The organism is Rossellomorea sp. SC111 (assembly GCF_024733565.1).
Lineage (GTDB): Bacteria > Bacillota > Bacilli > Bacillales > Bacillaceae_B > Rossellomorea.
In genome coordinates, this window is record NZ_JANIOC010000004.1 from 164008 (window position 1) to 188801 (window position 24794).

At 45.5% G+C, this 24794-nt stretch carries 30 protein-coding genes and 1 pseudogene; 8 read left to right on the plus strand and 23 right to left on the minus strand.

The genetic code is table 11. The features are described from left to right. Nucleotides 1–98 precede the first annotated feature (98 nt). Together NQ095_RS06490 and NQ095_RS06495 are read right to left on the minus strand one after the other, a co-directional pair. Complete coding sequence (locus tag NQ095_RS06490; RefSeq protein ID WP_258262666.1) at nucleotides 99–971, minus strand: LCP family glycopolymer transferase; 873 nt, start codon at nucleotides 969–971, stop codon at nucleotides 99–101. A 20-nt stretch (nucleotides 972–991) separates the two neighbouring features. Then, the gene (locus tag NQ095_RS06495) at nucleotides 992–1969 is read right to left on the minus strand and encodes a polysaccharide deacetylase family protein (RefSeq protein WP_258262667.1); all 978 of its coding nucleotides are present in this window, start codon (nucleotides 1967–1969) and stop codon (nucleotides 992–994) included. Between the two features lie 174 nt (nucleotides 1970–2143). Here NQ095_RS06495 and NQ095_RS06500 point away from each other — a divergent pair, with 174 nt between their 5' ends. The 3 genes from NQ095_RS06500 to NQ095_RS06510 are packed head-to-tail and all read left to right on the plus strand — an operon-like array spanning nucleotide 2144 to nucleotide 5533. Then, nucleotides 2144–3382, plus strand: a complete 1239-nt coding sequence (locus NQ095_RS06500; protein ID WP_258262668.1) for an FG-GAP repeat domain-containing protein — start codon at nucleotides 2144–2146, stop codon at nucleotides 3380–3382. Nucleotides 3383–3435: 53 nt separating this feature from the next. Next, on the plus strand, nucleotides 3436–4140 hold the full coding sequence (locus NQ095_RS06505) for a response regulator transcription factor (RefSeq protein ID WP_258262669.1): 705 nt from the start codon (nucleotides 3436–3438) through the stop codon (nucleotides 4138–4140). Further along, nucleotides 4130–5533 carry a sensor histidine kinase gene (locus NQ095_RS06510; protein ID WP_258262670.1) on the plus strand — a complete coding sequence of 468 codons (1404 nt, stop codon included), beginning with the start codon at nucleotides 4130–4132 and terminating at the stop codon, nucleotides 5531–5533. Before NQ095_RS06505 ends, NQ095_RS06510 begins: the two co-directional genes overlap by 11 nt. A gap of 267 nt (nucleotides 5534–5800) precedes the next feature. Here NQ095_RS06510 and NQ095_RS06515 read toward each other — a convergent pair whose 3' ends face one another. From NQ095_RS06515 to NQ095_RS06525, 3 genes and pseudogenes are all read right to left on the minus strand, one after another. Beyond that, on the minus strand, nucleotides 5801–6673 hold the full coding sequence (locus NQ095_RS06515; RefSeq protein WP_375162820.1) for a serine/threonine-protein kinase: 873 nt from the start codon (nucleotides 6671–6673) through the stop codon (nucleotides 5801–5803). Nucleotides 6674–6814: 141 nt separating this feature from the next. Then, nucleotides 6815–7591 (minus strand): annotated as a pseudogene (locus NQ095_RS06520) (aminoglycoside phosphotransferase family protein); the annotation flags it as partial. A 39-nt stretch (nucleotides 7592–7630) separates the two neighbouring features. Continuing rightward, nucleotides 7631–7984, minus strand: coding sequence for a DUF3862 domain-containing protein (locus NQ095_RS06525; RefSeq protein ID WP_258262671.1), 354 nt, complete (start codon nucleotides 7982–7984; stop codon nucleotides 7631–7633). Between the two features lie 146 nt (nucleotides 7985–8130). Between NQ095_RS06525 and NQ095_RS06530 the strand changes: the two genes are divergently transcribed. Both NQ095_RS06530 and NQ095_RS06535 read left to right on the plus strand, forming a co-directional pair. After that, entirely contained in the window at nucleotides 8131–8760 is a 630-nt protein-coding gene (locus NQ095_RS06530) for a lysozyme inhibitor LprI family protein (RefSeq protein ID WP_258262672.1), read from the plus strand. 104 nt (nucleotides 8761–8864) lie between these two features. Continuing rightward, on the plus strand, nucleotides 8865–9536 hold the full coding sequence (locus NQ095_RS06535; protein ID WP_258262673.1) for a hypothetical protein: 672 nt from the start codon (nucleotides 8865–8867) through the stop codon (nucleotides 9534–9536). A gap of 90 nt (nucleotides 9537–9626) precedes the next feature. Here the strand turns inward: NQ095_RS06535 and NQ095_RS06540 are convergent, their stop codons facing one another. From NQ095_RS06540 to NQ095_RS06550, 3 genes are all read right to left on the minus strand, one after another. Then, entirely contained in the window at nucleotides 9627–9965 is a 339-nt protein-coding gene (locus NQ095_RS06540; RefSeq protein ID WP_258262674.1) for an avidin-fold protein, read from the minus strand. Nucleotides 9966–10035: 70 nt separating this feature from the next. Continuing rightward, nucleotides 10036–11277, minus strand: a complete 1242-nt coding sequence (locus tag NQ095_RS06545; protein WP_258262675.1) for an ATP-binding protein — start codon at nucleotides 11275–11277, stop codon at nucleotides 10036–10038. A 146-nt stretch (nucleotides 11278–11423) separates the two neighbouring features. After that, nucleotides 11424–12242: an STAS domain-containing protein gene (locus tag NQ095_RS06550; RefSeq protein WP_375162821.1), complete on the minus strand. Its 819-nt coding sequence runs from the start codon at nucleotides 12240–12242 to the stop codon at nucleotides 11424–11426. Nucleotides 12243–12692: 450 nt separating this feature from the next. Here NQ095_RS06550 and NQ095_RS22495 point away from each other — a divergent pair, with 450 nt between their 5' ends. Continuing rightward, on the plus strand, nucleotides 12693–12896 hold the full coding sequence (locus NQ095_RS22495; RefSeq protein ID WP_309137617.1) for a hypothetical protein: 204 nt from the start codon (nucleotides 12693–12695) through the stop codon (nucleotides 12894–12896). Next, the gene (locus tag NQ095_RS06560) at nucleotides 12896–13297 is read left to right on the plus strand and encodes a hypothetical protein (RefSeq protein WP_258262841.1); all 402 of its coding nucleotides are present in this window, start codon (nucleotides 12896–12898) and stop codon (nucleotides 13295–13297) included. Before NQ095_RS22495 ends, NQ095_RS06560 begins: the two co-directional genes overlap by 1 nt. Before the next feature lie 445 nt (nucleotides 13298–13742). Here the strand turns inward: NQ095_RS06560 and NQ095_RS06565 are convergent, their stop codons facing one another. From NQ095_RS06565 to NQ095_RS06580, 4 genes are all read right to left on the minus strand, one after another. Continuing rightward, complete coding sequence (locus NQ095_RS06565; RefSeq protein ID WP_258262677.1) at nucleotides 13743–15116, minus strand: MDR family MFS transporter; 1374 nt, start codon at nucleotides 15114–15116, stop codon at nucleotides 13743–13745. Nucleotides 15117–15362: 246 nt separating this feature from the next. Beyond that, nucleotides 15363–17222, minus strand: coding sequence for an ABC transporter ATP-binding protein (locus NQ095_RS06570; protein WP_309137618.1), 1860 nt, complete (start codon nucleotides 17220–17222; stop codon nucleotides 15363–15365). Beyond that, the gene (locus tag NQ095_RS06575) at nucleotides 17219–18943 is read right to left on the minus strand and encodes an ABC transporter ATP-binding protein (RefSeq protein ID WP_258262678.1); all 1725 of its coding nucleotides are present in this window, start codon (nucleotides 18941–18943) and stop codon (nucleotides 17219–17221) included. The genes NQ095_RS06570 and NQ095_RS06575 overlap by 4 nt, the downstream gene beginning before the upstream one ends. Beyond that, nucleotides 18940–19410 (minus strand): MarR family winged helix-turn-helix transcriptional regulator, encoded by a 471-nt coding sequence (locus tag NQ095_RS06580; RefSeq protein ID WP_258262679.1) that lies wholly within the window; start codon nucleotides 19408–19410, stop codon nucleotides 18940–18942. The genes NQ095_RS06575 and NQ095_RS06580 overlap by 4 nt, the downstream gene beginning before the upstream one ends. Nucleotides 19411–19621: 211 nt before the next feature. Here NQ095_RS06580 and NQ095_RS06585 point away from each other — a divergent pair, with 211 nt between their 5' ends. After that, a complete protein-coding gene (locus NQ095_RS06585) occupies nucleotides 19622–19912 on the plus strand; it encodes a DUF4190 domain-containing protein (protein WP_258262680.1) in 291 nt (96 codons plus the stop codon). A 252-nt stretch (nucleotides 19913–20164) separates the two neighbouring features. Here the strand turns inward: NQ095_RS06585 and NQ095_RS06590 are convergent, their stop codons facing one another. The 11 genes from NQ095_RS06590 to NQ095_RS06640 form a co-directional block, all read right to left on the minus strand. Next, nucleotides 20165–20581: a DUF3021 domain-containing protein gene (locus NQ095_RS06590; protein ID WP_258262681.1), complete on the minus strand. Its 417-nt coding sequence runs from the start codon at nucleotides 20579–20581 to the stop codon at nucleotides 20165–20167. 25 nt (nucleotides 20582–20606) lie between these two features. Continuing rightward, on the minus strand, nucleotides 20607–21077 hold the full coding sequence (locus NQ095_RS06595) for a DUF1648 domain-containing protein (RefSeq protein ID WP_258262682.1): 471 nt from the start codon (nucleotides 21075–21077) through the stop codon (nucleotides 20607–20609). Nucleotides 21078–21269: 192 nt separating this feature from the next. Next, nucleotides 21270–21617 (minus strand): hypothetical protein, encoded by a 348-nt coding sequence (locus NQ095_RS06600; RefSeq protein WP_258262683.1) that lies wholly within the window; start codon nucleotides 21615–21617, stop codon nucleotides 21270–21272. Between the two features lie 55 nt (nucleotides 21618–21672). Further along, nucleotides 21673–21876: a hypothetical protein gene (locus NQ095_RS06605; protein ID WP_258262684.1), complete on the minus strand. Its 204-nt coding sequence runs from the start codon at nucleotides 21874–21876 to the stop codon at nucleotides 21673–21675. Between the two features lie 72 nt (nucleotides 21877–21948). Further along, nucleotides 21949–22110: a hypothetical protein gene (locus tag NQ095_RS06610; protein ID WP_258262685.1), complete on the minus strand. Its 162-nt coding sequence runs from the start codon at nucleotides 22108–22110 to the stop codon at nucleotides 21949–21951. Between the two features lie 17 nt (nucleotides 22111–22127). Then, nucleotides 22128–22301 carry a hypothetical protein gene (locus NQ095_RS06615; protein WP_258262686.1) on the minus strand — a complete coding sequence of 58 codons (174 nt, stop codon included), beginning with the start codon at nucleotides 22299–22301 and terminating at the stop codon, nucleotides 22128–22130. 57 nt (nucleotides 22302–22358) lie between these two features. Further along, entirely contained in the window at nucleotides 22359–22631 is a 273-nt protein-coding gene (locus tag NQ095_RS06620) for a hypothetical protein (RefSeq protein WP_258262687.1), read from the minus strand. A gap of 175 nt (nucleotides 22632–22806) precedes the next feature. After that, complete coding sequence (locus NQ095_RS06625) at nucleotides 22807–23088, minus strand: hypothetical protein (protein WP_258262688.1); 282 nt, start codon at nucleotides 23086–23088, stop codon at nucleotides 22807–22809. A gap of 10 nt (nucleotides 23089–23098) precedes the next feature. Further along, nucleotides 23099–23707 carry a hypothetical protein gene (locus NQ095_RS06630; protein WP_258262689.1) on the minus strand — a complete coding sequence of 203 codons (609 nt, stop codon included), beginning with the start codon at nucleotides 23705–23707 and terminating at the stop codon, nucleotides 23099–23101. Next, nucleotides 23704–24243 (minus strand): GrpB family protein, encoded by a 540-nt coding sequence (locus NQ095_RS06635; RefSeq protein ID WP_258262690.1) that lies wholly within the window; start codon nucleotides 24241–24243, stop codon nucleotides 23704–23706. The genes NQ095_RS06630 and NQ095_RS06635 overlap by 4 nt, the downstream gene beginning before the upstream one ends. Beyond that, entirely contained in the window at nucleotides 24233–24724 is a 492-nt protein-coding gene (locus NQ095_RS06640) for a GNAT family N-acetyltransferase (RefSeq protein ID WP_258262691.1), read from the minus strand. Before NQ095_RS06640 ends, NQ095_RS06635 begins: the two co-directional genes overlap by 11 nt. Nucleotides 24725–24794 lie beyond the last annotated feature (70 nt).

The window sequence follows — 24794 nt, forward strand, 5'->3', positions numbered from 1 at the left end:
CAAATAAAGATGTAGGGATCTCCTGAAAAGGATATGCGTGAACAGCAATAAGAGCATTGAAGTGTTTTCAATGCTCTTACTTTTTTGTTTAATTTAGTTCAGTCCGCAAATATCTCCTCCGGATGATCAGCAATGAAATACCATAATCCATCTTCTGCAAGCCTTCCTTCACCCGGCAGTTCCGACGATTCCATCTGTTTCATGGCGTGTGAGTAATGGATGTATAACTCCTTTAAGTCCTTCTCTTGTATATTCCATTGGAGATAGGGAGAGACCGTATCGAGCATCTCAAGGATTTTGCCGTAATTGTTCTGTTTCAGTAGCTTCTCGACGGATGCCTTGATCACTTTCCGCTGCCGTTCGTTCCGGCCCTCATCGCCCATGGGGTCCTGTTTTCTCATTCGGACATAAGCGAGTGCTTCGTCCGGAGATAACGTCAATTCTCCTTGTGCAAAGTGGTATCCATCAAACGTGAAGTCCAATTCATTATCAATGGTCAGTTCACCGACTTCTTCTATGACTTCTTCAAATCCGTTCATATTTACTTTCGCATAGTAGTCAATGTTGATGTCCAATAGCTGTTGGACGGTCTGTACGGTGAGGGTGGTCCCTCCATATGTGTACGTATGATTCAGTTTGGTGCTTTCATCACGTCCCGTGATGGATACTCTGGTATCCCTGGGCAGGCTGACGACCTTGGTTTTGTCAGACTTCGGATCAATTTCCACTACCATCATGACATCCGGCCTTCCCTTATCATGTGGCCGTTCATCGACTCCCATCAGCAGGATGTGGATTTTATCGTCTGGGGCAGGTTCTTTCTCTTCTTCTCCTGCGTCAGGAACGTCAATCGGCTCATACGTCTCATCGAAGAACGCCCCCACTTTTGAAAAAACAAAGAACAGAAGTCCACCTGATAAGACCACCAATCCAATCAGGACGGTGATGCCTACTTTCCATTTCTTATTCATCCTTTACAGCTCCTCTTTCGTTAAAATGTTACTGGATCCATCTGGTCTGTCAGCGCCTTCATGCGGTATCCCTTTTCGGTCAAGTCGATGAGAAGCTCTTCCAAATATTCAAGGGTCACATCTTTCTCATGAAGCAGAATGATTTTCGGTGAATGTTTATAAGGAAACGCGTTGATCTGTTCCATCACATTCGGAACATATTCCTGGCTCAAGAGCCGCCAGTCTTCACTGTCGATGTTCCAGTCCCACATATGGAATCCTGCTTGATCAACAGCTTTTCGGTAGCTTGGTTTCATATTCGGCACCGATCCGTAAGGGACCCTGATCAGATTGCTGTGAATTCCGGTGATCGACTCCAGGGTCTCTTGTCCCTTTTTCATTTCACCCACAACCGATTGACTAGATTGATAGAATGCCGCCGCATCATGGGTCACACCGTGCATGCCGACTGCATGACCTTCTGCCGCCATATCCTTTACGGAATCTTTAAATCTTCTCATATTCGGCTCAAGCATAAAGAATGTCGCCTTGGCATCGTAGCGCTCGAGGACGTTCAGGATGCCTTCTGTGTTTTCATTCGGGCCGTCATCAAATGTGAGGTAAACGGACTGTTGTTCATCTTGAACGGTTTGTTCTTCCTGAGCTTGTTTATCCTCGGATGAAGCATCCACTCCAGGCTGATCAACCGTCGATTCCTCTTGTGGAAGCGGCGCATCAACCGTTACAGAATCGACTGGTTCATCTTCCTGACCCTCTTGATCAGGAAGATCGCCGCTTTCCTCTGACGATTTCTCTTTCACTTCATCGGTTTGCTTTTTGACAGGCTGCTGTTCTCCGGTTTCTTTTGCCATTACCTTTTCTAAGTTTTCCTGTCCTTCATTACTTTTCGCTTCCCCTATATCCATCACCCAAATGGTCGATACTAGGATGAAGAGGGCTGACATCACTGCGAATGTCACCCGCACACTTTTCTTTAATCGTCTTTTCATTCTCCGCATGCTTTTCACCTTTCCTCCGGCTGTTTTGTTCTATATTTATCGTAAGAGAAAAATGCTTGAAAAGGGTTACTAGGCGGTTACAATGAGACGGCGAAATTTGTTACTTTCTTGTTACTTTTGTCGAATGGATTTACACTATACTATTGAAAGCAAAGGCTAGGATGTGAACAATAGATGAAAAAAATGATCTTTCTCTTAATCGGGATCCTGTTTGTCACAAGCGGCTGTTCGTTATTTCAGTCCAATTCTTCTTTAATGAAGCCTCCGGAGCTTCCTGTCGAACAGCAAGAACTGAAGCATGCCATTCAAGCATTCGTCCCTCCTCAGGCGGAGTGGCTCTCTCCAAACGAAGATAAAACGGCAGACACCATCCAAGAGACGGATCTCGATGGAGACGGGGAAGAAGAGTTGATCGTCTTCTACCGCCTCCCAGAAGAAACCTCTCAAATGGAAGGAATCATCCTTGAGAATAAAGATGGAAAATGGACGAAGGTGGCCGGAATCAAAGATATCGGGAGGGAATTGATGAAGGTGGAAGCCTCTGATTTAAACGGGGACGGAACGAAGGAACTCCTGATCGGCTTTTCCTATGCTGCAGAAGCGTCTGACTCCGCTCTCGTCATTTATGATTTGGAAGGGAAAAAGCCTGCTAAACTTTTCGAGTCCCAATACAGCGCATTCTTCGCGGATGATTACAATGAAGACGGCAAGGCCGAGCTGCTGCTTTCTTCCTTGATACCGAATCAGGAGCATACGGTCTCCCTTTATGCCTTTCCAAAAGGAAAATCGGAGAAGGTGGATGAACTGGAGCTCGATCCATATGTTTATCCTTACTATAACTCGGCATCGGGCTATGTCACCCCGTCCGTCAAAGGGGCGATATTCGATTCCACTGTAGGTGCCCATTCCTCGACTTCGTTCATCGTCGGTGTGAGAAATAAGAAACTCGTGGAACTCGTCCCAAAAGAATTCAAAGATCAATTATTTCGGGCAACATCCGCCAACAGCGAAGACAAAAACGGGGACGGAATCCTGGAGTTTCCACTCCTAATCGAGGCGAACCCGGACAAACCGTATGTGGACATGCCATTCATACATGAATACTATCAATTATCCGATGACGGCCAACCGCAGTTCACCCTGCGTTCCTATCAGAACTATCCGTATCAGTATGAACTGGTGCTGCCGGAAGATTGGCCTGATATCATCATCGAAGCATCCGACGGACGGAGATATGTCAAATTCCTCTCAGAAGATGATGGCTCCCTCCTTTTTGATGTGTATGTCGCGGACAAAGACGATAAGGATTCACTCGAAGGATGGAATGTCCTGATGGAAAGTAATCAGTTCGTATACTTGACAAAATCACCGGTGTCGGAATTCAAGAAATATGTTCATTTGTTGTCTTCTTAATAGAGTATCGGGACCGACCTTACTTTTAACAAGATGAAATGCAGGTGTTAAGATTGAAACGAATCATGATCATTGAAGATGAAGAATCTATCAGGGGCTTCATTGAAATCAATTTAAAGCGATATGGATACAGTGTGCTGCAGGCGGACAATGCAGAGTCCGGCATCGAGCAGTTGAAGCAGGAGAAGACGACTGTCGACATCGTCCTTCTCGATGTGATGCTGCCCGGAATGAACGGGTTTGAAGCGTGCAAAGAGATCCGGGAATGGAACCGGTCCATCGGCATCATCATGTTGACGGCGAAAGTGCAGGAGATGGATAAAGTTCATGGATTGATGAACGGGGCCGATGATTATATTTCGAAGCCTTTCAGTCCGAATGAATTGATCGCAAGGATTGAAGCGTTGCTGAGAAGGATCCGTCCTGTTGAACCTGAAAAGCCTGCTCCATCGATCTATTTAGATGAAAGCAGGCGCCTCCTTAAGTTGAAGGGAAAGGAAGTCGATTTGTCCCCGGTGGAATATGAGCTGATCAGCACCATCCTGAAAGCAAACGGGAAAGCCATCAGCCGCCACGACCTCTTGGACCAGGTGTGGGGGATCAATTATATGGGGGACCCGAAAATCGTCGATGTTAATATCAGGCGGATCCGGCGTAAAATTGAAGCAGACCCCTCCTCCCCCCGTTATTTGTTAACCATATGGGGGTACGGATATCGCTGGGATGAATCCGGGGAAGGAAAGCATAATGGGAATTAGAAGACGGCTACTCATACAGAATCTGACGCTGATCACCATGACGATCCTATTGTTTCTCGGCATCGTCACTTCCGGCATCTATCATTATTATTACAACGGTACGGCTGAAATTTTGCAAAATCATGCACAGAACTCGGCCTCATTCGCGAAGCGCTACAGCCATTTATCGACCTACAACCTGAGGGAGAATCTGCAGGATCTTCAAAGCAACTTCTCCATCGATCAGGCAGAAACACAAATTTTGAGTGGAAGCGGGAGAATCTTATCGTCTTCCACCGGATTCATTCCAGGGGGGAAAATGGAATATCCCGATGTGAAGGATGCTTTCTCAAAAGGAAAAGGGACCTGGTTCGGCACCAATCCCGCAACAGGCGAACGTATCCTCGCCGTCTCGGTCCCATTGGAATCCAGTGATAAAACGATCGGTATCCTCCGCTTCGTCACATCACTTGAAGGCCTAGATAATAACTTTCAAACGATCCTGATCGCCCTGTCCGCGATTGGGATCGGGATCCTCGCGATTGTCTTTGTGGTCAGTACCTTTTTCTCCCGGATCATCACGGAACCCGTCATCGAATTGACGAACGTCTCAAACCGCATGGCAGAAGGCGATCTTGAAGCGAGGGTGGATGGACATTATAAAGATGAATTCCACACCCTTAGCCAGACATTTAACAATATGGGGAAAGAACTCCTCCAAACGGAAAAAATGAAAAATGAATTCATCTCTTCCGTCTCCCATGAACTGAGGACCCCCCTCACCTCCATCAAGGGCTGGAGCGAGACATTGCAAACAGGGGACCCGGAGAATGTGGAAGAAACCAAAACAGGACTCTCCATCATCACGAAAGAAACAGACAGACTGATCGACATGGTCGAGGAGCTGCTGGACTTCTCCCGCTATCAGAACGGTACATTTGAAATCAACCCGTCCCCTTTTCATTTTGACCAGCTTGTGAAGGAAGTCGTGTTGCAGCTGGATAAAAAGCGCCGGCAAAAAGAACAGGAAGTCATCGTGATCCATGATGAACCCCTGAAACTGGTGGCTGATCAAAACAGAATCCGTCAGGTACTCCTCAACCTTATCGAGAATGCCATCAAGTATTCTGGTCGAAACAGCACCATCACCGTTCGATATGAGAAGGGAGAACATGATCTGACGTTTGAAGTCGAAGATGAGGGCGAGGGAATTGAAGAAGAGCACCTCCAGCATGTGTCCACCCTGTTTTATAAAGCCAACGAGAACACAGACGGCGTCGGACTTGGATTGGCGATTTGCAAACAAATTATCGAACACCATCATGGTCAGCTATTGATTAGTAGTAACAAACAGAAAGGGACGAGGGTTGGGTTTACGATGCCGCTGAATGTGGGAAAGATTGATGGGCAGTGAAGAGGCAGGCTCTGAATGGGTCTGCCTTTAATTGTGGTAACCAGGGGGACATGTACCTTGGCTCATGATCCTTTGAAGACGTGGACAACGCACCTCTCTAATTTGTTAATTAATGTTAACAATTAAAATAGAAAGATAGACGAATAAAGAAGGGATTTCCTTGAACACGTTGGACTTTTACAAACGACTATCCCTCGAATATGATGAAGTTCGAAATGTGTATTTATCCTAATTAAATGGATAATGGATGCCAGACCCCCTGGCTCATCACCAGGACACTGAACCTGTCGCCCTGTCCCACCCTCTCTTCAACTCCACCAAAGACGCCTGACGCTCCTCCCTGTCATCACTCACAGCTTTCAGCGCCACTTCATATAACCCGTCGCTCAATCTCCATTTTCCCCTAGAACGATCCTTCTCCCCACCAAACAAGGCAAAGGCGGTTGCCCCCATCACAAACACATTCGTGATTTCATCAATCACGGCGCCCTTCTGGAATTCCTCCGGCGCCATGAAGCGTGACGAACCCCACATCCTGCCCATCGTATTAATATAGGGCCGTTTAGCATAAAGGTCGATATCGCAGATCAACGTCTCTTTTTTTGAAAAATCATAAAGGATACTTCCGTCATAGAAATCGATGGCCACATATCCCTGTTCCGCTGCATGGATGTGAAAGTCGAGGATATCACGGAAGACGCCAACCCTTGTACTGTCCGGAAGCTGCATGAATTTCCCCCTGGACAAGGGATACATCTTCCCCATGCATTCCCCGTCGGTCCATTCAAAGATGGCAGCAAACCCACCACCGACTTCCTCCGCACGGATCAAATTGACCAGGTTTGAATGGCGCAGATCTTCATACACTTTCACGGCAGACTTCAACCCGGCGATCGCCTCTTCCGGTTTGCCATCATATCGCGCGGTGTTAGCACCAGCGAATTTGATAAAAAGTTTCTCGTCATCGTCTCTGACCCCGAAACAGATATTGCCCGAGTCTTGATCGTCATAAACCTTGAAGACCTCTCCGTACTTCTGTAAAAAAGAAAAATCGAACGGAGACTTCAATTTATACGTAAGCCCATCGGTGTACTGAATATAAAAGTCCTCCACATACCACGTCGGCACCGGATTCTTCATCCCGTCGAACCAGCCAAGTACTTCCTTCGCCTGCTTCTTCATGACGCCGATTTCCTCTTCACCGAACTTCATGGCCCATGGGATGGACGACAGCATGTTACTGCTAATGTAAAAGGCCATGAGCTTGAAGAAATCCTCCGGTGGCCTGCCGTTGAAATAGCCATTGAGCTGTCCCGTGGCAAAATGGGGACTCGCCGACGCACTGAAGGCGATGCGGTTGAACTCTTCCCACGGATCCCCGAAATCATGGCGGTTGAAGTCGATGACGGAAAGCTCCCCTTCATTTGAAATGACCATATTCCCTACGTGGTAGTCACCGTGATGGAATGTTTGGGGACGTCCGTTCAGAAGATGCCTGTTTCTCTCTATGTATTCTAAGATGAGATCGCCGGCTTCGATCTTAATCGGACAATCCTGATACTGCTGAATCTTCTTGTCCACCTTGCGATTGAACTTCGTTTCCCACTTCTCTTCATCAGGCGATGCAGGAGTGGAATGGATTTCCCGGAGATAACGCCCCGACTTCATGCCGAGCACATATTGTTCCGTCTCCGTCAGCTTAGGCAGCACGTCAGCAGCATCTTCCCCTTCACACCACGTAAAGAGCGTATACACACTAGAGCCATCGTCACTCATTCCGAACTCAAGGGGCTTGGACATCGGAATCCCCTGCTCTGCCAACCGTTTCATCGCCTCGAACTCGTCTCTCTTACTCTCATACTCAGAACGATCCGCCGTTCTGAGCAGCAGCCTTTCCCCCGTCTCCGTTTCCACAAAATATTTCTTATCACTCGACCAGCCTTTCGAGATCAGGTCGATCTTTTTAAACACGTAATCCATTTTGATATCAAACATGTGGCACCTCCAGTGAGCCATGGGGACAGGTCCCTTGGCACCATTTAAGTTTACTAGATTCATACACCTGATTTTACCAGAAGATGGTTTGAAATGGGAATACTACTGCAACCCTACCTGTTGCTTCGTTGACAACTTTCCTTTCAAGAAGGTAACCGTAAGAAAGGATTTTGGCTGCTCTCCGTCCCATGCATAGGTTTTATGGTTACTATCACTACTCTCATCAGACATGGGATTGCCAGGAAAGCCCAAGATATCTGTTGCTTCTTCATAACTCATCCCTTTTTCCAGTTGATTATACTTTTCCAGTGTGGCCACTGGCGTTTCCTCCTGCTCCTCTTCTACAATGGTTTCTTTTGCTTCATTTGTTGGCCCCCCAATTCGGCAGCCACACAGAATGACTGTAGAAAAACCCACAACGAGTAACAGGATGATACTGACTTTTTTTATCCTCATATACCCTTCCCCCTTTTTTAACATATACGGACCAAACTGGAAAAAGTTTCATTTTCATACCAGGGAAAGTAAGTTAGAAGGATATATCTGGGTATGTTAAAATAATCCAAGTGAACGATTTTTAATAAAAGATTGGAGCTGTCACAATGAAGAAAAGGAATTGGTTGATCGTCACGACTTTATCCACTGCGTTATTCATGGGATTATCCGCCTGTAGTCAAGATTCGGATGAGGATGCCGCTAAAAAGCCTGAATCCGAGGCGACTGCAGCAAATACAGATTCGGATGATTCACAGGCGGAAGATTCTGCTGCCTCCGACGAAAATGAGATGGATCAGTCAGATGAAACAACTGTTGAAGAAACTAGTCCTGATAGTCCGGAACAAGATCCTGCCGTCACAAAGGTAGAAGGAAAACAGGCGTACATAGAAAAATTGGATAACATCCAAAAAGAACTCGATGCCATGCCGGAAAAGAAGGATTCAGATAAAGGCGTCACCAACGCGATGAAAAGCTACTACGGAGTGTCTTATGAAAAGTATGACGACGCCTTGAATGAGATTTATGCCCTGTTGAAAAAAGAGCTGTCTCCAGAAGTCATGGCAGAGCTAAAGGCGGAGCAGGTGAAATGGATCGAGGAAAAAGAAGCGAAAGCAGAGAAAGAAAGACTGAAATATGAAGGCGGCACGTTCGAAAATGTTGCGTGGTACATCTCGTTATATGAGTCGACGAAGGAACGGTGTTATGAGTTGGTGGAGGAGTATATGACAGAATAAGAGTTAGAAATACGGGTAGGCCGTCCAGGAAGCGCGGGGACGGTTCTCATGCTTCTTGTTAAGAGTATAGTTTATAGTCATCATTCGAATAAGGGGTGCTCGTTGTGACAAAACGACGATTGCTTGTTACCGCTGTATTATTGGGATCCACCTTATGGCTGACTGGTTGTCTTGAAGCGGATCCCGAAAAGGGGCTCAATGAATACACCAATGAAAAATATGGCTTTCATGTAGAAATCATCGATGATAAAGACGCTCCTTCCACTGAGTACCTCGTCAAACGGGAAGACAGACCGGAAGATGTGTTCACCATCGAGTTTGTCTCCTCCAATGAAGAAAGCGATAATTACGTTGAAGCGGAAATCCTTCATGACTTCAATGAACAGCTGGCCGTTTCAGAAGAATATCAGACACTCGATAAACTGGGATTTCACCATTCTCATGTGACCCATTATTACGGGACCGATGAGAGGAAATTGCACGATTTAAATACGGCTCTTTTTTTGTACCTGGATCAAGGGATGGCCGCATCGGACGCCAAGCGTTTTCACGATGCCATTCCAGTCATTGAAAAGGTGAAGGAGAATCTTGAAAAGACGGGAAATGAGCTAGAAACCGTGATAATATTCAGATCCACAGCTTACCCCTCCCTCTATAAAAATAAGACAAACCAAGAAGCTTCGAAAAGTGACGTAAGATTTCCGGTGTCACAAATCGAACCGGTCCCTTCAGTAGAAGAGATTCAATCGCTCATTGGAAAACAGATGAATGACTGAGGAACTCTCAGGGAGCAAGGGCAGGGAGCAAGGGGACGGTTCTCATGCTTCTCTTCTAAAAGCACGAGAACCTACCCTTTGCTCCTCCCCTCAACACTCCTCTACAATCGATTCCCCTTCGCTTTCATCACGGTCCATCCATCTCCATTTTTCATGTAATCTGATTCTGCCGCCATCCAGCTTTTCTGGTACAGAGGTACATTGCCCTCCCCTGATTTCATGATTCACGTTCACATGATTATATCTAAACACTAAGCTGCCATCGTCTTTCACAATGCCAATCAGAGTTCCTTTCAGGATATCTCCCCCACTGTACGTGGCTGAAAGAATCTGCCCTTCCTGCTTATAATCAAACACGGTCTTTGAAGACACCTCCCCATTTGCCGTATTTTCAATGGAAACGAATGTACGCCCGTCATAATTGATCATCAACTATTCCTCCTTATGGAATGTTTGGAGAGGGACGGACCTTGCCTAGAAGAAGCAAGGTCCGTCCCTCTTATGTACTACCTGGAAAAAAGACCCTGAATGTCGTTCCCACACCTGGCTCGCTTTCCACTTTGATCTCACCCTTCATCCTCTTCACAATCTGATAACTCACCGTCAGCCCGAGTCCCGTCCCTTTTTCTTTCGTGGAATAATAGGGCCTCCCTAGTACTTTAAGTTGTTCCGGAGGCATGCCGGTTCCGTTGTCCTGAACGATGATCATCATTCGGCCGTCAGGATGGCGACTCGCAGCTACCGTGATTTCCCCGTTTTCCTTTATTGCCTCGATGGCATTTTTCAGAAGATTGAGGAGGACCTGTTTCACCTCTAACTTCATTCCCCTGATCATCATGTTTTCTTCAATATCTTTATTGATTTTTATACTGTTCATCACGGCATACGTAGACATGACGTCAACGGATTCATTCATGGTGGCGGTGAGACTGAACACCTCGTATTCTTCCGTCTGGGGCTTTGCCAGGGAAAGGTATTGATTGATGACGTCCTGGGCGTGATCGAGTTCCTGGATGGAAATATCGATAAAGCTCTTTTGCTGATCCGTTAACGTTTCTCTCTGCAGAAGCTGCATGAACCCCCTTACCGTCGTCATCGGATTCCGGATTTCGTGGGCAACAGATGCTGCGAGTTCGCTCACCACGTTAAACTTTTCCGCCTTGATGAGCTCTTTTTTGACCCTGACCTGTTCCAGCTGATTTTCAATCAGATAAATCGAAAGGATCAATGTGATCCATATGATGAATGTGGAGCTTACCATAAACAGAAGCTGTTCCGGTTCATGATGCGTGAGTAAATAAAGGGACCTTGTAACGGGAATGAACAAATAAAAACCGGAAATCAGGAGCATTTTATTCTTCCATGCCAATCTCTTATACCACGTAGATAATGGAATCAGTAACAGACTGTAAATTCCATAATTCACCACTAAAAATATCCACACATGGTCTGTAAACCAGCCAATGACGAGCATGGCGAAGAACGTACTGAATCCCACCCTCTTCCCTCCATAGAGAAAGGCAAGAATCACAGGGATCACTTTAAAATCGTACACATATCCCCTTGAATAAACCTCCGGAAATGCCATCGTAACCACTAAAACAATGAGATTCATCAGAAAAAAAGGGACGGGAAACACTTTATTATCCCTATCCGATTCACTCGTGAACATTTGAAAAAGAAGAATCGTAAACAGGATAAATACCACATGTAGAATTAAATGATGGACAGTCTCTACCATACAGAATCTCCTTCTGGAAAAAATATCTACTCTAATTCTTCGACACTTTCCCGGGAAATCCTCTCTATGACGTGGAGGTTCGACAAGAAGCAGAGGGACGTTTCCTGTGCTTCCCTTTTGGAAGCACGAGGTCCGTCCCTCTGCTTTTACAAATGTTCTTTCAGCGTTTGCTGTAATGTACCCTTTATCTCTACCAAATTGTCAAATCCGACGCCTGAATCCACTATATTTCTGACAATTTGTATCCGCAGCCCTGTGAGGATCGCTTTGCACCCCATCATATTGATTCCGTATAGAATCTTTTTAAATTGAAAAATGACATCCACTTCCATTTCGGCAGCACCCGATAAATCGATAATAATGGTTTGGATCTTCTTCGAACTGATTTCCATCAACACTTTCTCTTCCAATGCATTGATGCGGTAAGAATCAATCATTCCTATTAAAGGCAGCACTGCAATGGAGTCATCGATCGGGATGATCGGTGCTGATAGATTTTCCACCAGTTTTTTCTGCGACAAAAGCTGTGCATCTTTGTAATCCGAGTAACGGATAAAGAAATTATTCAGGAATTGATCCACATTGTCATTAATTCTTTTTTCCAAGTCAAAGAATGTCTTTCGTTGAGATTCAGTCTCTTCATTCTGCTTATCAAATTGATAAAGGAAGTGCCATAGTGTTCTCCTTATGGCATGGACCCATTCCAGCTTGAATGCAAGTGTAAGAGAATGCTGTGCCCAGGCAACCCCCTCCACTTTCGCAAATTCAATCAGCTCTTCTTCTCTGTTTTCAACGATATAGTGGGCGACCATTTCTGCATTCTTTAACAAATCAATGTTTCCTTTTTCAAGAATATCATTGATTTTGCTGCTGACATTTACAGCTTCAGATAAGAGTCTCTGCTGAAAATCCTCTCTATTAACCTTAAGGAAATCCGTTACACATTCAAGGTAATTGTTACTCATCATGATTCGCTCCTTTTTCATCTGAATATATCCCTTATTCGATTCTATGAATGAAAATCCTTCTATTGAGGAAATGAAATTCCATTTTCATTAATGGACATTTTGAAAAGTGAATAGTCAGATTCAGTGATTCCAATGAAAATTGACTAAAGGAAGAATCTTAATTAAATCGTTTGGGTAGAGTTCTGTAACTGCTTCCAAATGAAGCCTATTCTTGAAGTGGACGAAGAGGACAAGCACAATTCAATCCATTATTTTATATTCTATAAGGACAACTAAATGGGGGTGAAAATATGGATATAAATAAATGGAACCAATACAATAAAAAACTCAGGAACTCCAGGTTGAGGAAGCCGCAGGGCTTAGGAGGGTCAAAAGAAAAAACAGACTTAGAAATTTGTTTTAATGATGTATTACCACCGAAACAATGCTCTTTTTTCCCGATTCAATGTGATTGTGATTGTGATTGTCCTCCAGGTCCTCCGGGTCCTCCTGGGCCACAAGGGCCTCAAGGTGATACTGGCCCTCAAGGTCCTCAGGGTGTTCAAGGTGAAACCGGGGCACAGGGCCCACAGGGTATTCAGGGCGAAACCGGGGCACAGGGGCCTCCAGGTCCTGCAGGAGTCTCTGAATTTGCAGATTTCTTTGCTTTGATGCCTCCTGATAATGCTGCACCAGTTCCACCAGGTGGCGATGTGGATTTCCCGCAGGATGGACCTCAAAGTGGTGGAATCTTCCGTACTGGTGCCGATACGTTTAACTTGTCTGCAATTGGCTTTTATCAGGTTTTGTTTCAGGTAAGTGTCGACGAAGCAGGTCAGCTGGTTTTAACCCTTGATTCAGGAGGAGGAGCAATTGAACTCGCCTATACAGTAGTTGGTCGAGCAACGGGTACGTCTCAAATTGTAGGAATTGCCATCGTTGAAACAACAGTCGTAAATTCAATACTCACGGTTCGAAACCCTGCTGATAATCCCACGGCGTTAACCATTACTCCTGTCGCTGGTGGGACAGAGCCTGTTTCTGCCCACCTGGTTATCACTCGTCTCCAATAGACGAAAGGAAAATTCGTTCCTTTAGACCAAATCTTAGATCATTTTCTATTAATTAAGTTTAAAAAGAATATCTTAAGCTTGGGTATGAAGATTCCTGAGTCCATTGTATGACATGATACAAAAGAAAGAGCCTCACACCCATCACAGAGGGTAAGGCTCTTTACATAGAAGCATATCAATTGAAGCATCCGGTAGCCACCTGTTGACTTGTGGGCTTTTCCTTTAGCACTCTGAAAATCGGATCAATTTTTTTCACTATTCTTTATATCTATGCTTTTCCTCTATATCTAATGATGCTCTAATCCCCTTAGCTCTTGTACCTCTTCTAGCTCTTCTTTAGATATTTCATCTATACCCTCTTTAACACTAGAGTTAACTGGACATCAGTTGGTATAGTCACAAAGTCATCATACCACCTTAATCATCATGCCAGGTACGGGAATTTCTAATTCAGTGAAAGTTGTCTCCCCTTTTCACCCAGGAGCATTCCCGCTGTCACGATGGCGCATAGGGCTAATACTATCAAGATGATAAACACTGTGTGAAGGCTTGTCTCTAACACGTGACCGCTTAACTGATCGCTCAGCCACAGGCCTGACACCGCGATTCCGATGGACTGTCCCAGGTTTCGCATTAAATTGAACGTACCCATGGCGGCTCCCCGGACCTTCCATTCAACAGATGACTGAACAGCCACGGTGAAGGCAGTAAGGGATAAGCCGAAACCAAAGCCGATGATGGCCGTGACCACCATCATCAACGGAACGATCGTATGTTCCGTAAATAAAACCAATCCGAGACATCCCGCTGTAATGACGGATATCCCCATCACAGTGATTCGTCCAATGGAGGTTTTCGCCATCAACTTCCCTGACAGCACTGCAGCGAACGGCCAGGTAATGGACATCGGCAGCATCGTCACACCGGACATGGTGGCATTCAAACCGGTGACACCCTGGACCCATAAAGGGATATAGAATGTTACGGCTACCAGTATGAAACCAAGGAGAAAACCGGCAATCGTGGAAATCGTAATAAAGCGATTCTTGAATAATGTGAGTGGAAGCATGGGCTCATCGGCCTTCGATTCAATCCAGATGAACAGACTGATCCCAATGGCCGCCACAATCAGTAAAGACAGAATACCGCTCGTCACGTGTTCTTCTTCCTTTAATAACGTCAAAGCATACAGAAAAGCGGTTATGCTGACGGCAAAAGTAAAAATCCCGGCGTAGTCGATTCTGTGTTTCTTCTTTTCGATATTCTCCTTTAATGACGTCCATAATAGGAAGAGTGATAGAATACCAAAGGGAAGATTCATATAGAAGATCCAATGCCATGAAATCGTATCGACAATAAAACCGCCTGCAAGCGGCCCTGTTATTCCGGCGATCCCCCAGACACTGCTCATCCATCCTTGCATTTTGGCCCTCATTTCAAATGTAAACACATCGCCGATGATCGTAAACGGCAGCGTCGTCAATGCCCCTGCTCCAATACCCTGAATCAAGCGGAACAGGACGAGCTGCTCCATAGACTGCGATAATCCTGAGAGCATGGAACCTGCTAAAAAGATGCTGACACCGATCGTAAACATAATCCTTCTTCCGAATAAATCAGCCAGCTTCCCAAACACTGGTGTACTGATCACAATGGCTAATAGATAGACTGAGATGACCCACGTATACAGCTCGCTTCCTCCCAAATCCTCTACAATCTTCGGCATCGCCGTACTGACGATCGTTCCTTCTATAGCCGTGAGAAACGTGGCAATCAATAGTGCAAAAACAACAGACTTTTGTTTGGTTTCTTGATTCATTTTGTCTGACCCTTTCTTATATCTATATTCCGGAAATACTAGACTAATAGCTGAAAATCTCACTCTCTATCTTACCACTTAAATGACGGAGAGGCAGACGATAGAATTCGAGGGAGGGACACCCTTACTTTTGGAAGCAGGAGAACCGTCCCCTTGCTTCCCCTTTAATGCAAATAGAAAAAGGTCCCGGAACCCCGATAAGTCTATCAAAGGGTCCGGCACCCATATCCAGAAAGCGGCTGACCCCTATCCAGCCACTTCCCCAAACTGACTATTATACAGATCCGCATAAAAACCGTTCTCTCTCAGCAATTCTGCATGAGATCCCTGTTCGATGACAGATCCCTGGTCCATGACGAGAATCAAATCTGCATCCTTAATCGTCGAAAGTCTATGGGCGATGACGAAGCTTGTTCGCCCTTCCATCAAGCGGTTCATGGCCTGCTGGATCAAAAGCTCGGTCCGGGTATCAACACTTGAGGTCGCTTCATCCAGGATCATGATCGGTGGATCGGAAAGGATCGCCCTCGCGATGGTCATAAGCTGTTTCTGACCTTGTGAGATATTCGATGCTTCCTCATTCAGGACGGTGTCATAGCCGTCGGGCAGCGTGCGAATGAAATGATCGGCATGGGCCATCTCGGACGCCTCCATGATCTCCTCTTCCGTCGCACCCGTCTTCCCGTACGCAATATTTTCCCTGATCGTCCCCTTAAAGAGCCACGTTTCCTGCAGCACCATACCGAAGCTTTTTCTCAATTCACTTCGAGGGACGGACCTCGTATCGATGCCGTCGATCATGATTTTTCCATCATTCAATTCGTAAAAACGCATGAGCAGATTGATCAGAGTCGTTTTCCCCGCTCCGGTCGGTCCAACGATGGCAACCGTCTGGCCGGGCTTCACGTTAATATTCATATCGTTGATCAACAGCTGTTCGCCATATCCGAAGTCCACATGTTCAAACACAACCTCGCCTTGTTGACGGGAAAGGTGAGCCACGGTTTCTTCCTTCACTTCTTCTTCCTCATCCAGAAGCTCAAATACCCGTTCCGCCGCTGCCACCGTTGACTGAACGATGTTCGCGATGTTCGCCGTCTGGGTGATCGGCTGGGTGAACTGGCGAGTATAGGTGATGAAAGCTTGAATATCCCCAATGGAAATCGCCCGGTTTGTAACGAGGATCCCTCCGACGACACTGATCAGCACATAGCTGATGTTTCCGATGAACATCATGATCGGCATGATGATCCCGGAGATGAACTGGGCTTTGCTTCCCGCTTCATACAATTCGTCGTTCACCGAATCGAACTCCACGCCTGCCTTCTTTTCATGACCGAAGGCTTTCACGACCTGATGTCCCGTGAACATTTCCTCGATGTGTCCATTCAGCTGCCCAAGCGTCCGCTGCTGATCGGCAAAGTGTTTCTGGGACCTCTTCAGGATCGGACGGATCGCAAACACAGAAACAGGTAAGCTGACAACCGAAATCAGCGTCAACAAAGGACTGATCGATAGCATCATGATGATGATCCCGACAATCGTCACAATCGACGTGATGAACTGAGTCAGACTCTGTTGCAGTGTACTGCTGATTGTATCGATATCATTCGTCATCCTGCTCAGGGTCTCCCCGTTCGGTCGGCCGTCATAATACTTCAGGGGAAGCTTCTCGATCTTTTGATTCACATCTTCCCTTAAATCATACGCCGTCAGCTGGGCGACGCTCGACATGATGTATTGCTGGATAAAATTAAAGATGCTGCTGAACACATATAACCCTGCAAGCAGCAACAGGATCTCACCAATTTTCCCAAAGTCGATCCCGGCACCGGGCACTCCTTTAAATTTTGCATAGGCACCTTCGAATAATTCCGTGATGGCATTCCCCATGATTTTCGGACCGATGATGGCAAACACCGTACTTAAGATCGCGGCAAACAGAACAGCGATCAACTGTCCGCGGCGCGGCTTAAGATAACCAAGCAGGCGCTTTAACGTCGCCTTGAAATTCTTCGGCTTCTGCCCCATCATCATCATGTTGCCGCCGCCCGGTCCGAATCCTCCATGACCTCCGCCTCTTTGAGGTTTTCGTTCCTTACTCATGCCGATTCCTCCTCTGAAAGCTGTGATGCGACGATTTCCTGATACACTTCATTCGTTTCAAGCAGCTCCTGATGGGTACCGATCCCGGCGACCCTTCCTTTCTCGAGCACAATGATCCGGTCGGCATCGACGACCGTGCTGACCCTTTGGGCAACGATGAGCACCGTGGCATCACCGGTTTCTTTTTTCAAAGTGGCACGGAGTCTGGCGTCCGTTTTGTAATCGAGGGCTGAGAAACTGTCGTCAAATAAATAAATATCCGGTTTCCGCACAAGGGCTCTTGCGATCGACAATCGTTGTTTCTGACCTCCGGAGAGATTCGATCCGCCCTGTTCGATTTCCGCCTGGAATCCCCCGTCCATCCGGCTGACGAATTCCTCCGCCTGAGCGATCCGGGCAGCCTCCGCCACTTCTTCATCACTGGCATCTTCTTTTCCAAAACGGATATTCTCTGCAATGGTTCCTGTGAAAAGGGTCGCCTTCTGTGGGATGAGTCCAAGCTTCGACCTGACTTCTTCCTGGGAAGCTTCCCTGATATCCACACCATTGACCCGGATGGTACCGCTCGCGATTTCATAAAATCGTGGGATCAAGTTGATAAGCGTTGTTTTCCCTGATCCGGTACCGCCAATGATGGCTGTCGTTTCTCCGGGATTCGCGGTAAAACTGATATCAGACAGTGCAGGCTCTTCGGCACCAGGATAGTGAAAGGTGACAGAATCAAATTCCAGCGTCCCTTGCTTAACGGCTGCTGCTTTCGTCCCTTTATCGTCAAAAGAAGGCTTCATTTCGAGTACCTTGTTGATCCGTTTCGCCGATACATCGGCACGTGGGACCATGACGAACATCATGGACGCCATGACCAGGGCAAACATAATCTGCATGACATATTGAATGAATGCCATTAAGTCCCCGATCTGCATTCCGCCGTTATCGATCCGGATCCCACCGAACCAAATCACGGCCACAACCGTCATATTCATGACAAGCATCATGACCGGCATCATAAAGGCCATGATTTTATTTACTTTAATCGACACATCCGTCAGTTCCTGATTCGTCCGTTTCAGACGTTCCTTCTCTTCCGGTTCCCGGTTGAACGCACGGATGACCCGGATACCGGTCAAGTTCTCACGCAGGACAAGATTCAATTGATCCAGCTTTTTCTGGACGGTTTGAAACAACGGAATCCCTTTATAGAGAATCAGCAGGATCGATCCGACCAATACCGGCATTGTCAGGATAATGACCAGGGATAGCTTCGCATCCATCAAAACCGCCATGATGATCCCGCCGACCAGCATGATCGGTGCACTGATGATCATCCTTAGCAGCATGATCACGACCTGCTGCACCTGCGTGATATCGTTTGTCGTTCTCGTAATCAGTGAAGCGGTCCCCACTTCATCGAATTCCTGCAACGAGAATTTCTCAATATGATAGAAAAGTTTCCGGCGGACATCGCGTCCCAATCCGATGGCTGCTTTAGAAGAATAGAAGCTTGCAATGATGGAAGCCACCGCACCGAAAGCGGAAACGACCAGCATGAATCCGCCAATCTTCCATATATACGGGATGTCCCCGGCGACGACCCCTTTGTCGATGATGTCAGACATGAGCGTAGGTAAATAGAGGGTCGACATGGACTGAATGAAGATCAGCACGAAGATCCCGACAACCATCCATTTATACGCCGATAAGTGTTTTAAGAGCTTGATCATGTGGCATCCTCCTCATTCGCTTTCTGATCAAAGAAGTCGGCAATCTGCTCATGTACCTGCAGGAGACCGGCAAACTCTTCTTCTGTTAAAGTCTCGACAGCCCCTGCCGTCAGCTGATGAATGCTGCCTTCCTGTTTATGAATCCCTTTTAACATCATCTCCCCTTTACTGCTGAGGGAGAGAAGCATTTCCCGACGATTGTCTTCCACTTGCTGCCGGTGAAGGAATCCTGCCTGAACCAACCCATCCACGGCCTGACTCAACGTGCTTTTCGGAAGAAATGTCCTTTCTCCGATTGTCTTCTGAGTCAACTCTTTCTCAGGGGCAATCGTCACTAATATCGTATATTGCGGGACAGATAATCCATTATCTGCCGCCGTTTTCTGGACAAACCGCATCATCGTCTTATTCACTCTTGAAAATGAACGCAATAATTGCAGCGCAGGAGTGATCTGCTGATTTTCCATTGATATGCCCTCATTTCTAATGGTTAATATAATGAACTGTTCGTAATGGAACTATCTTAGTGTATTCCTTTTGTGGGGGATAGTCAAAGGGATGGTTTCGACAACATGCATAGTGGGAGAACGTCTCTTGATGAAAGGAGGAAAAACGTCCATTTTATGAGGAGCTTTATGAAGATAGACACATATAGTATGTCAAAAGGGGGATTTACCAATGAATCAAGAACACCGGACAGAGAGGAAAGGTTTGAATGGAAAAGCGGTCTCCTCTCTTCTTTTAGGTAACATGTCCATTGTGATTGTGATCATTCCGTTTGTCGGCTTTATTCTGGGGGTGGTCGGTTCCATACTGGGGATGATGGGACTGAAAGAAGTCAAGCGTGATAACCGGGAGGGGAGAAATCTCGCCATCACTGGGATCATTTTCAGTCTGATGGGGATTTCATTCTCGATTATGTGGGTGGTCATGTCTTATATGACTTTTACGAGCACTGTATCTTCTTGACGTACATTTATTACGTGCCATAGGGACAGGTACTGCGGCTTTTTTTCCCTAAACCTGTCCATCACGTCAAAAAAACGTCCCATGATATGCCACACGGGACGTTTTCTATCCATTATCAAGGGTTCAACCCTTTAAGCTCAAGTTCTGAAATTGGGATATACGTAAGATTCATGCGATTTTCGTGCGGGAAAGGGAATAATCATGCCCCTCCAGCAGGAATCATGCGGGATAAAGAAGATTCATGCGGGAAATTCAATAATCATGCCTGGGTGTCGAATTTTCTTCCTGTGCTTTCACATAACCCCGATTTCGCCATTTGAAAATAAAGTATGTAGCCAAAAACAAGATCATCCCCATTTTATTAAAAAGGAAATAAACATTCATTACATCCCTAAACGAATCAATTGGATAAATACCGCTCAGGAGCAACGTTGGGAAAACCGTCACCAGCATGACCAGATAATGAACGATAATTTGTTGGATGAAGCGCCATCGTTCCATTTCATAAATGACGCTCGCCACACCCAGGAAAAAAGCGATCACACCGTAAAATAAGAGAGTGTTTGAAATCGCTGATTCCCCTTTAAATTGAGTCCATAAAAGCAATAGGATGGAGAAAAACAGTAATGGGATGACGCCTCTAGTGAGTCCTTTTTTTGCTAGAATCATTGTATAATCCCTCTCTATATACCTTCTACTTTTTCAACCTTGCCGCCCAAAATAAATGGTAAATTGGTGCCAAAAAACAAATGGCCATTAATGCGAGTGCGATTGAAAAAGGCAAACTTGAATCCATCCCAACTGCATTTCTCAAAAATGCTTCATTCGCAAACTCAAAAATCATCAAGCTAAGGTACTGAATGACCACCATTCCCTTTTCAGCTTTTACATATTGTCTGTGTTTGTTTTCCTCTGTTAAATTAACATAGTTCAACTTCTCTGGTCTTTTGGCTAACAAACCCATAAAAAACCAGATTAATATACTTACAACCGGCATGATGAATAGCAAATATTTTGAACCCCATTGATCAGGTTCTCCTTTACTAAAATGGATAGGGATTGTCCTTGGAACCTCTGACCACAGAGAAAACAAATGAACGATATGATAAAAAAGAATAGTAATTGAGATAATGATAAGAGTACACTTAAGAAGCTCATTTCTCATTCAATCTGCCCCCATTGATTCAACAGCTTTATCCATTTCAAATTTTTGTATATAGAAAAGATACGATTAACTTAAGGTGTTCGTTTCATTTTTTTCGGCGGCAGCAGCAAGGGTAAGTAGGTTTTCGTTCTTTTTTCTCTTTATCAAATAAAAAATAGGCCCTCTTCAATAAGAAAGCCCTCCATTCAATCCTCAACTCAATTTCACCGGGGAGTGTAAATCATCAGCATCCCGGTAGGACCTATAGGAAACGAATCTCTTTCCGTCTTTAGACCCGTCCAGCTGCAAAATACGGCCAGACCTGGTTTCCAGGTAGAAATCATACCTATTCAGATTCAGTCTAAAAAGTGAAAATGCGTTCCCAAGCAGATTCTTCTTCGTTACGTGGGACTCAGGATGCAGCTGAATAAAAACCGCAAGCTCCTGTACGGAAGATGACGGGATATCTGCCATCGAATAGTACGTCCCTTTCACATTATCCTTCAACTTATGCATGGCTGCACGTGCCTTATCTTTTAACCTCTTATCGTCTAATTTCATACGTCCACTCCTACCTTCCGTTCCTATTAAGAAGAATCCCCCATCTGTATGAGAATCATCCGTCAATCAAGATCATTTCATAAGAACCTTGAATAAACAAAATAAGGTCCCCGAACAAACCGATACAGAAGAAAACAAAATAATAACTCGCACTCGTGATCTCCCGTTTAAAGAGTTCTTTGAAGGCTTGAATGAATAAGTGTTGGAACTTAAACCAAGTGAGGATCCATGCGATGAGTAGAAAGGTGATGATGGCCAATTTGCATTCGCTCCTTTTATGCAGGTATATGTATTCCTTTTATTTTATCATACCAATAGGCTAGCCCTTGCATCACTTGAAAATCCCACTTATTTTCATACATATGCCGACACCAATCACTTTCATACCCCATTCTGCAAGGTACACATCACCATCCCGCAGGAACCGAATGAGAAAGGCGGTCCCGAATCCAGTTAAAATCAGGGCTCCTGTAAAGATGAGTCCCCTTTTCATCTTACCATCCCCTGTCTTCATGAGTAGAGACTTTGAAAGAGAGAAACTGTCAAAACCAACGTCAACACGGTGCCTGCTGACGTGAAAATCATTATTTTCCGATTGCTCTGGTTATTGTCCGGTTTCAAAAACTCTTGGATCGCCGCCAGCCAAATCAGGGTGGTCAGCAAGGAAAGGATTCCTGTAGACATCCTATCAGCTCCTTTCTTTTTTACTATATACGAAACGTGTGCGAAAGAAGTTTCAGTTTAATCATATTCAGTCATGTATAAAAAAAGGATTCCTAATCCAGCGACAACGAAGATACTATTCCAAAACATCGAAACCGTGTTTCTATTTCGGATTGCTATGATTAAATCAAACAAGCCCATATACATATAGAACCCGATCATCACAAACCAGCCTTTATGGTTATTAAACGGATCTTTATCAAATACATACTTTGTGGAAATAAGGAGAAGGATCACAAGGGGAGCGTTTCGAAGAATTTTTCTTTGCTTTGATGACTTTTCGTTCTTCATTTTGTCCTCCTTCCGCGAGCCCATGGGGACAGGTACACAGGCTTATATAAAACTGCAGCACCAGAATGTAGGGTCATGAATGCACATCTTTTCATCATACACTCTATTCTCATTGGAAAAATCACTTAATATTTCACGTGCTTTCCCCCTGCATCTGTGTGTCGAGGTCCGTCCCTCAGGATCTAGAGATCATTTGCAGCCCCTGCCAACAGAGGATCCCAAAGCCAGCAATGACAAAGACAATATTGGCAACCATTGACTTCTTATTCCCCTTCTTTTTATCTTCCATCGCATCAAACAAACCCTTAGAAATCCAAAAAACAATCATTACAGACCATCCAATGCGGTCATTATAAGGATCCTCATCAAATAAATACCTTATAAAAATGAAGAAGATGATAACCAGAGTGGTGTTCCGCAGCGTATTCCACATTTTTGTTGAAGCTTCTCTCTTCAATATGATCCCCCTATCCACTAATCTTCCCAATCAACTCCACAACCTCTTCCTCATCCCCCGTATCAACCGATACCTTCTCCGTACCTTCCACAATCCCCTTCGTATACTCTTCCATCGACTCCTCTATCTGTTCACTCGTCGGCCAGTGAGATGGAACATCATACACATTGATGGTGCCGTCCCCATTGCCACTATAGGTAACAAATCCATCTACCATCGCTTTGCCGCTTAATACGATGACGTCTTCCGGATACGCGACGCTCTTGTCATCATAAGGATTCAGCTGCTCACCGGCTGAAATATGTTTGACGTTCAATTCTTCAACGTCTCCATTCCCGATGACCTGGAGCCAGACACGGGCATACTCGATTTTTTCTGAAGGATAGGCAGCAAGTGGATCCTCCGTGGCGCCCGATTCTTCTTGACCTTGATCTTGAGAAGTTGCCTCTGCCAAATCCACCGAATCGACTTCTTCTTCCGTCTCTCCTGATGCAACATCCCCGCTTTCGCTTTCCTGGTCAGGCTGTGCCTGTTCCACCACCTGTTGTTTTCCAGCGCTGCAGGCCATTAAAAGAAATCCTATCGCGAGTATCATGATTATCAGTATACGTTTCTTCATTTCCCTTCCCCCAGTACTCTTTCTATAAATGTTGCTTTCCCTTCCGAATACGCTTCCCGGTCGTCAGGAAATTGGTTTGCCAGACTTTTTTTCAGTTCTGCGTATTCTTCCCTCAAAGAAGGGTCCCCGTTCAACCGGTCCCTGAATATCCTCTGCTGTTCCCACCGCGGTTCCCCTTCCAACATGAGATGCAGATGGGCAACTCTCTTATCATTCTCCACCTTTATGAAAAACCTTCTCCACGGCCGATTGTCAAGCTCCGTCGGGACATAATGCCATTGATCCCCCGCAAATTTTCCCGCGATCTCGTCCACTTCAGCATAGGACGGAATCTTTGCCATCACATCAAGGATCGGCTTTGCAGGAAGATCGCAGATCGAAGTGCTTCCAACATGCTCGACTTCCTCGACTCCAAAGGGACTCAAATGCTGCATGAGTTCCTTCACCTCCGCTCTTCCCGCCTCGATCCATTTCGGATTTGGAGGCACGACCTCTATCGACTCCACAGCCCATTTCGGCCAATCACTATTTTCCATTCCCCGTCATTCCCTTCTCCAATTCAATCTCATCCCTGATTGGTATCCCGTCATTCCCGATCAACGGAATCTCCGGCTTTATACGCCTTGCTTTCTCCACGGCATCCCGGTGGATGATCGATATCCTAAAGCCCCTCTTTTGATAAAACTTCAGCGCAAGCAAATTATCATTCGTCGTAATTAACGTGATGCGTGTGCACCCGTTCTCGGCTGCCACCTTTTCTACTTCTTTCATTAAAGTGGTGCCGATCCCCTTCTTTTCTTCCAAACTATCAAGTGAGATAATCTCGCATTCTGTGCCCTTCAACATATATGTAATCAAACCTGTAATTTCGCTGGTTTCATTTAAAACAGCAAAGCCGTCTAACGTGTCACACTCATAAACTCCACTTGAAATGACCATCTTCGTGCTTCCCCAATGACGGTGAAAAAAATCGGTGATCAGCTGTTTCGGTAATTCCCCCAATGATACAATCTTCATTCATCCTCTCCCCTTTTCCAGGCACTCTATTGGAAGATACCATAGATTTAATTGTAAAAAAAGGAAAAAA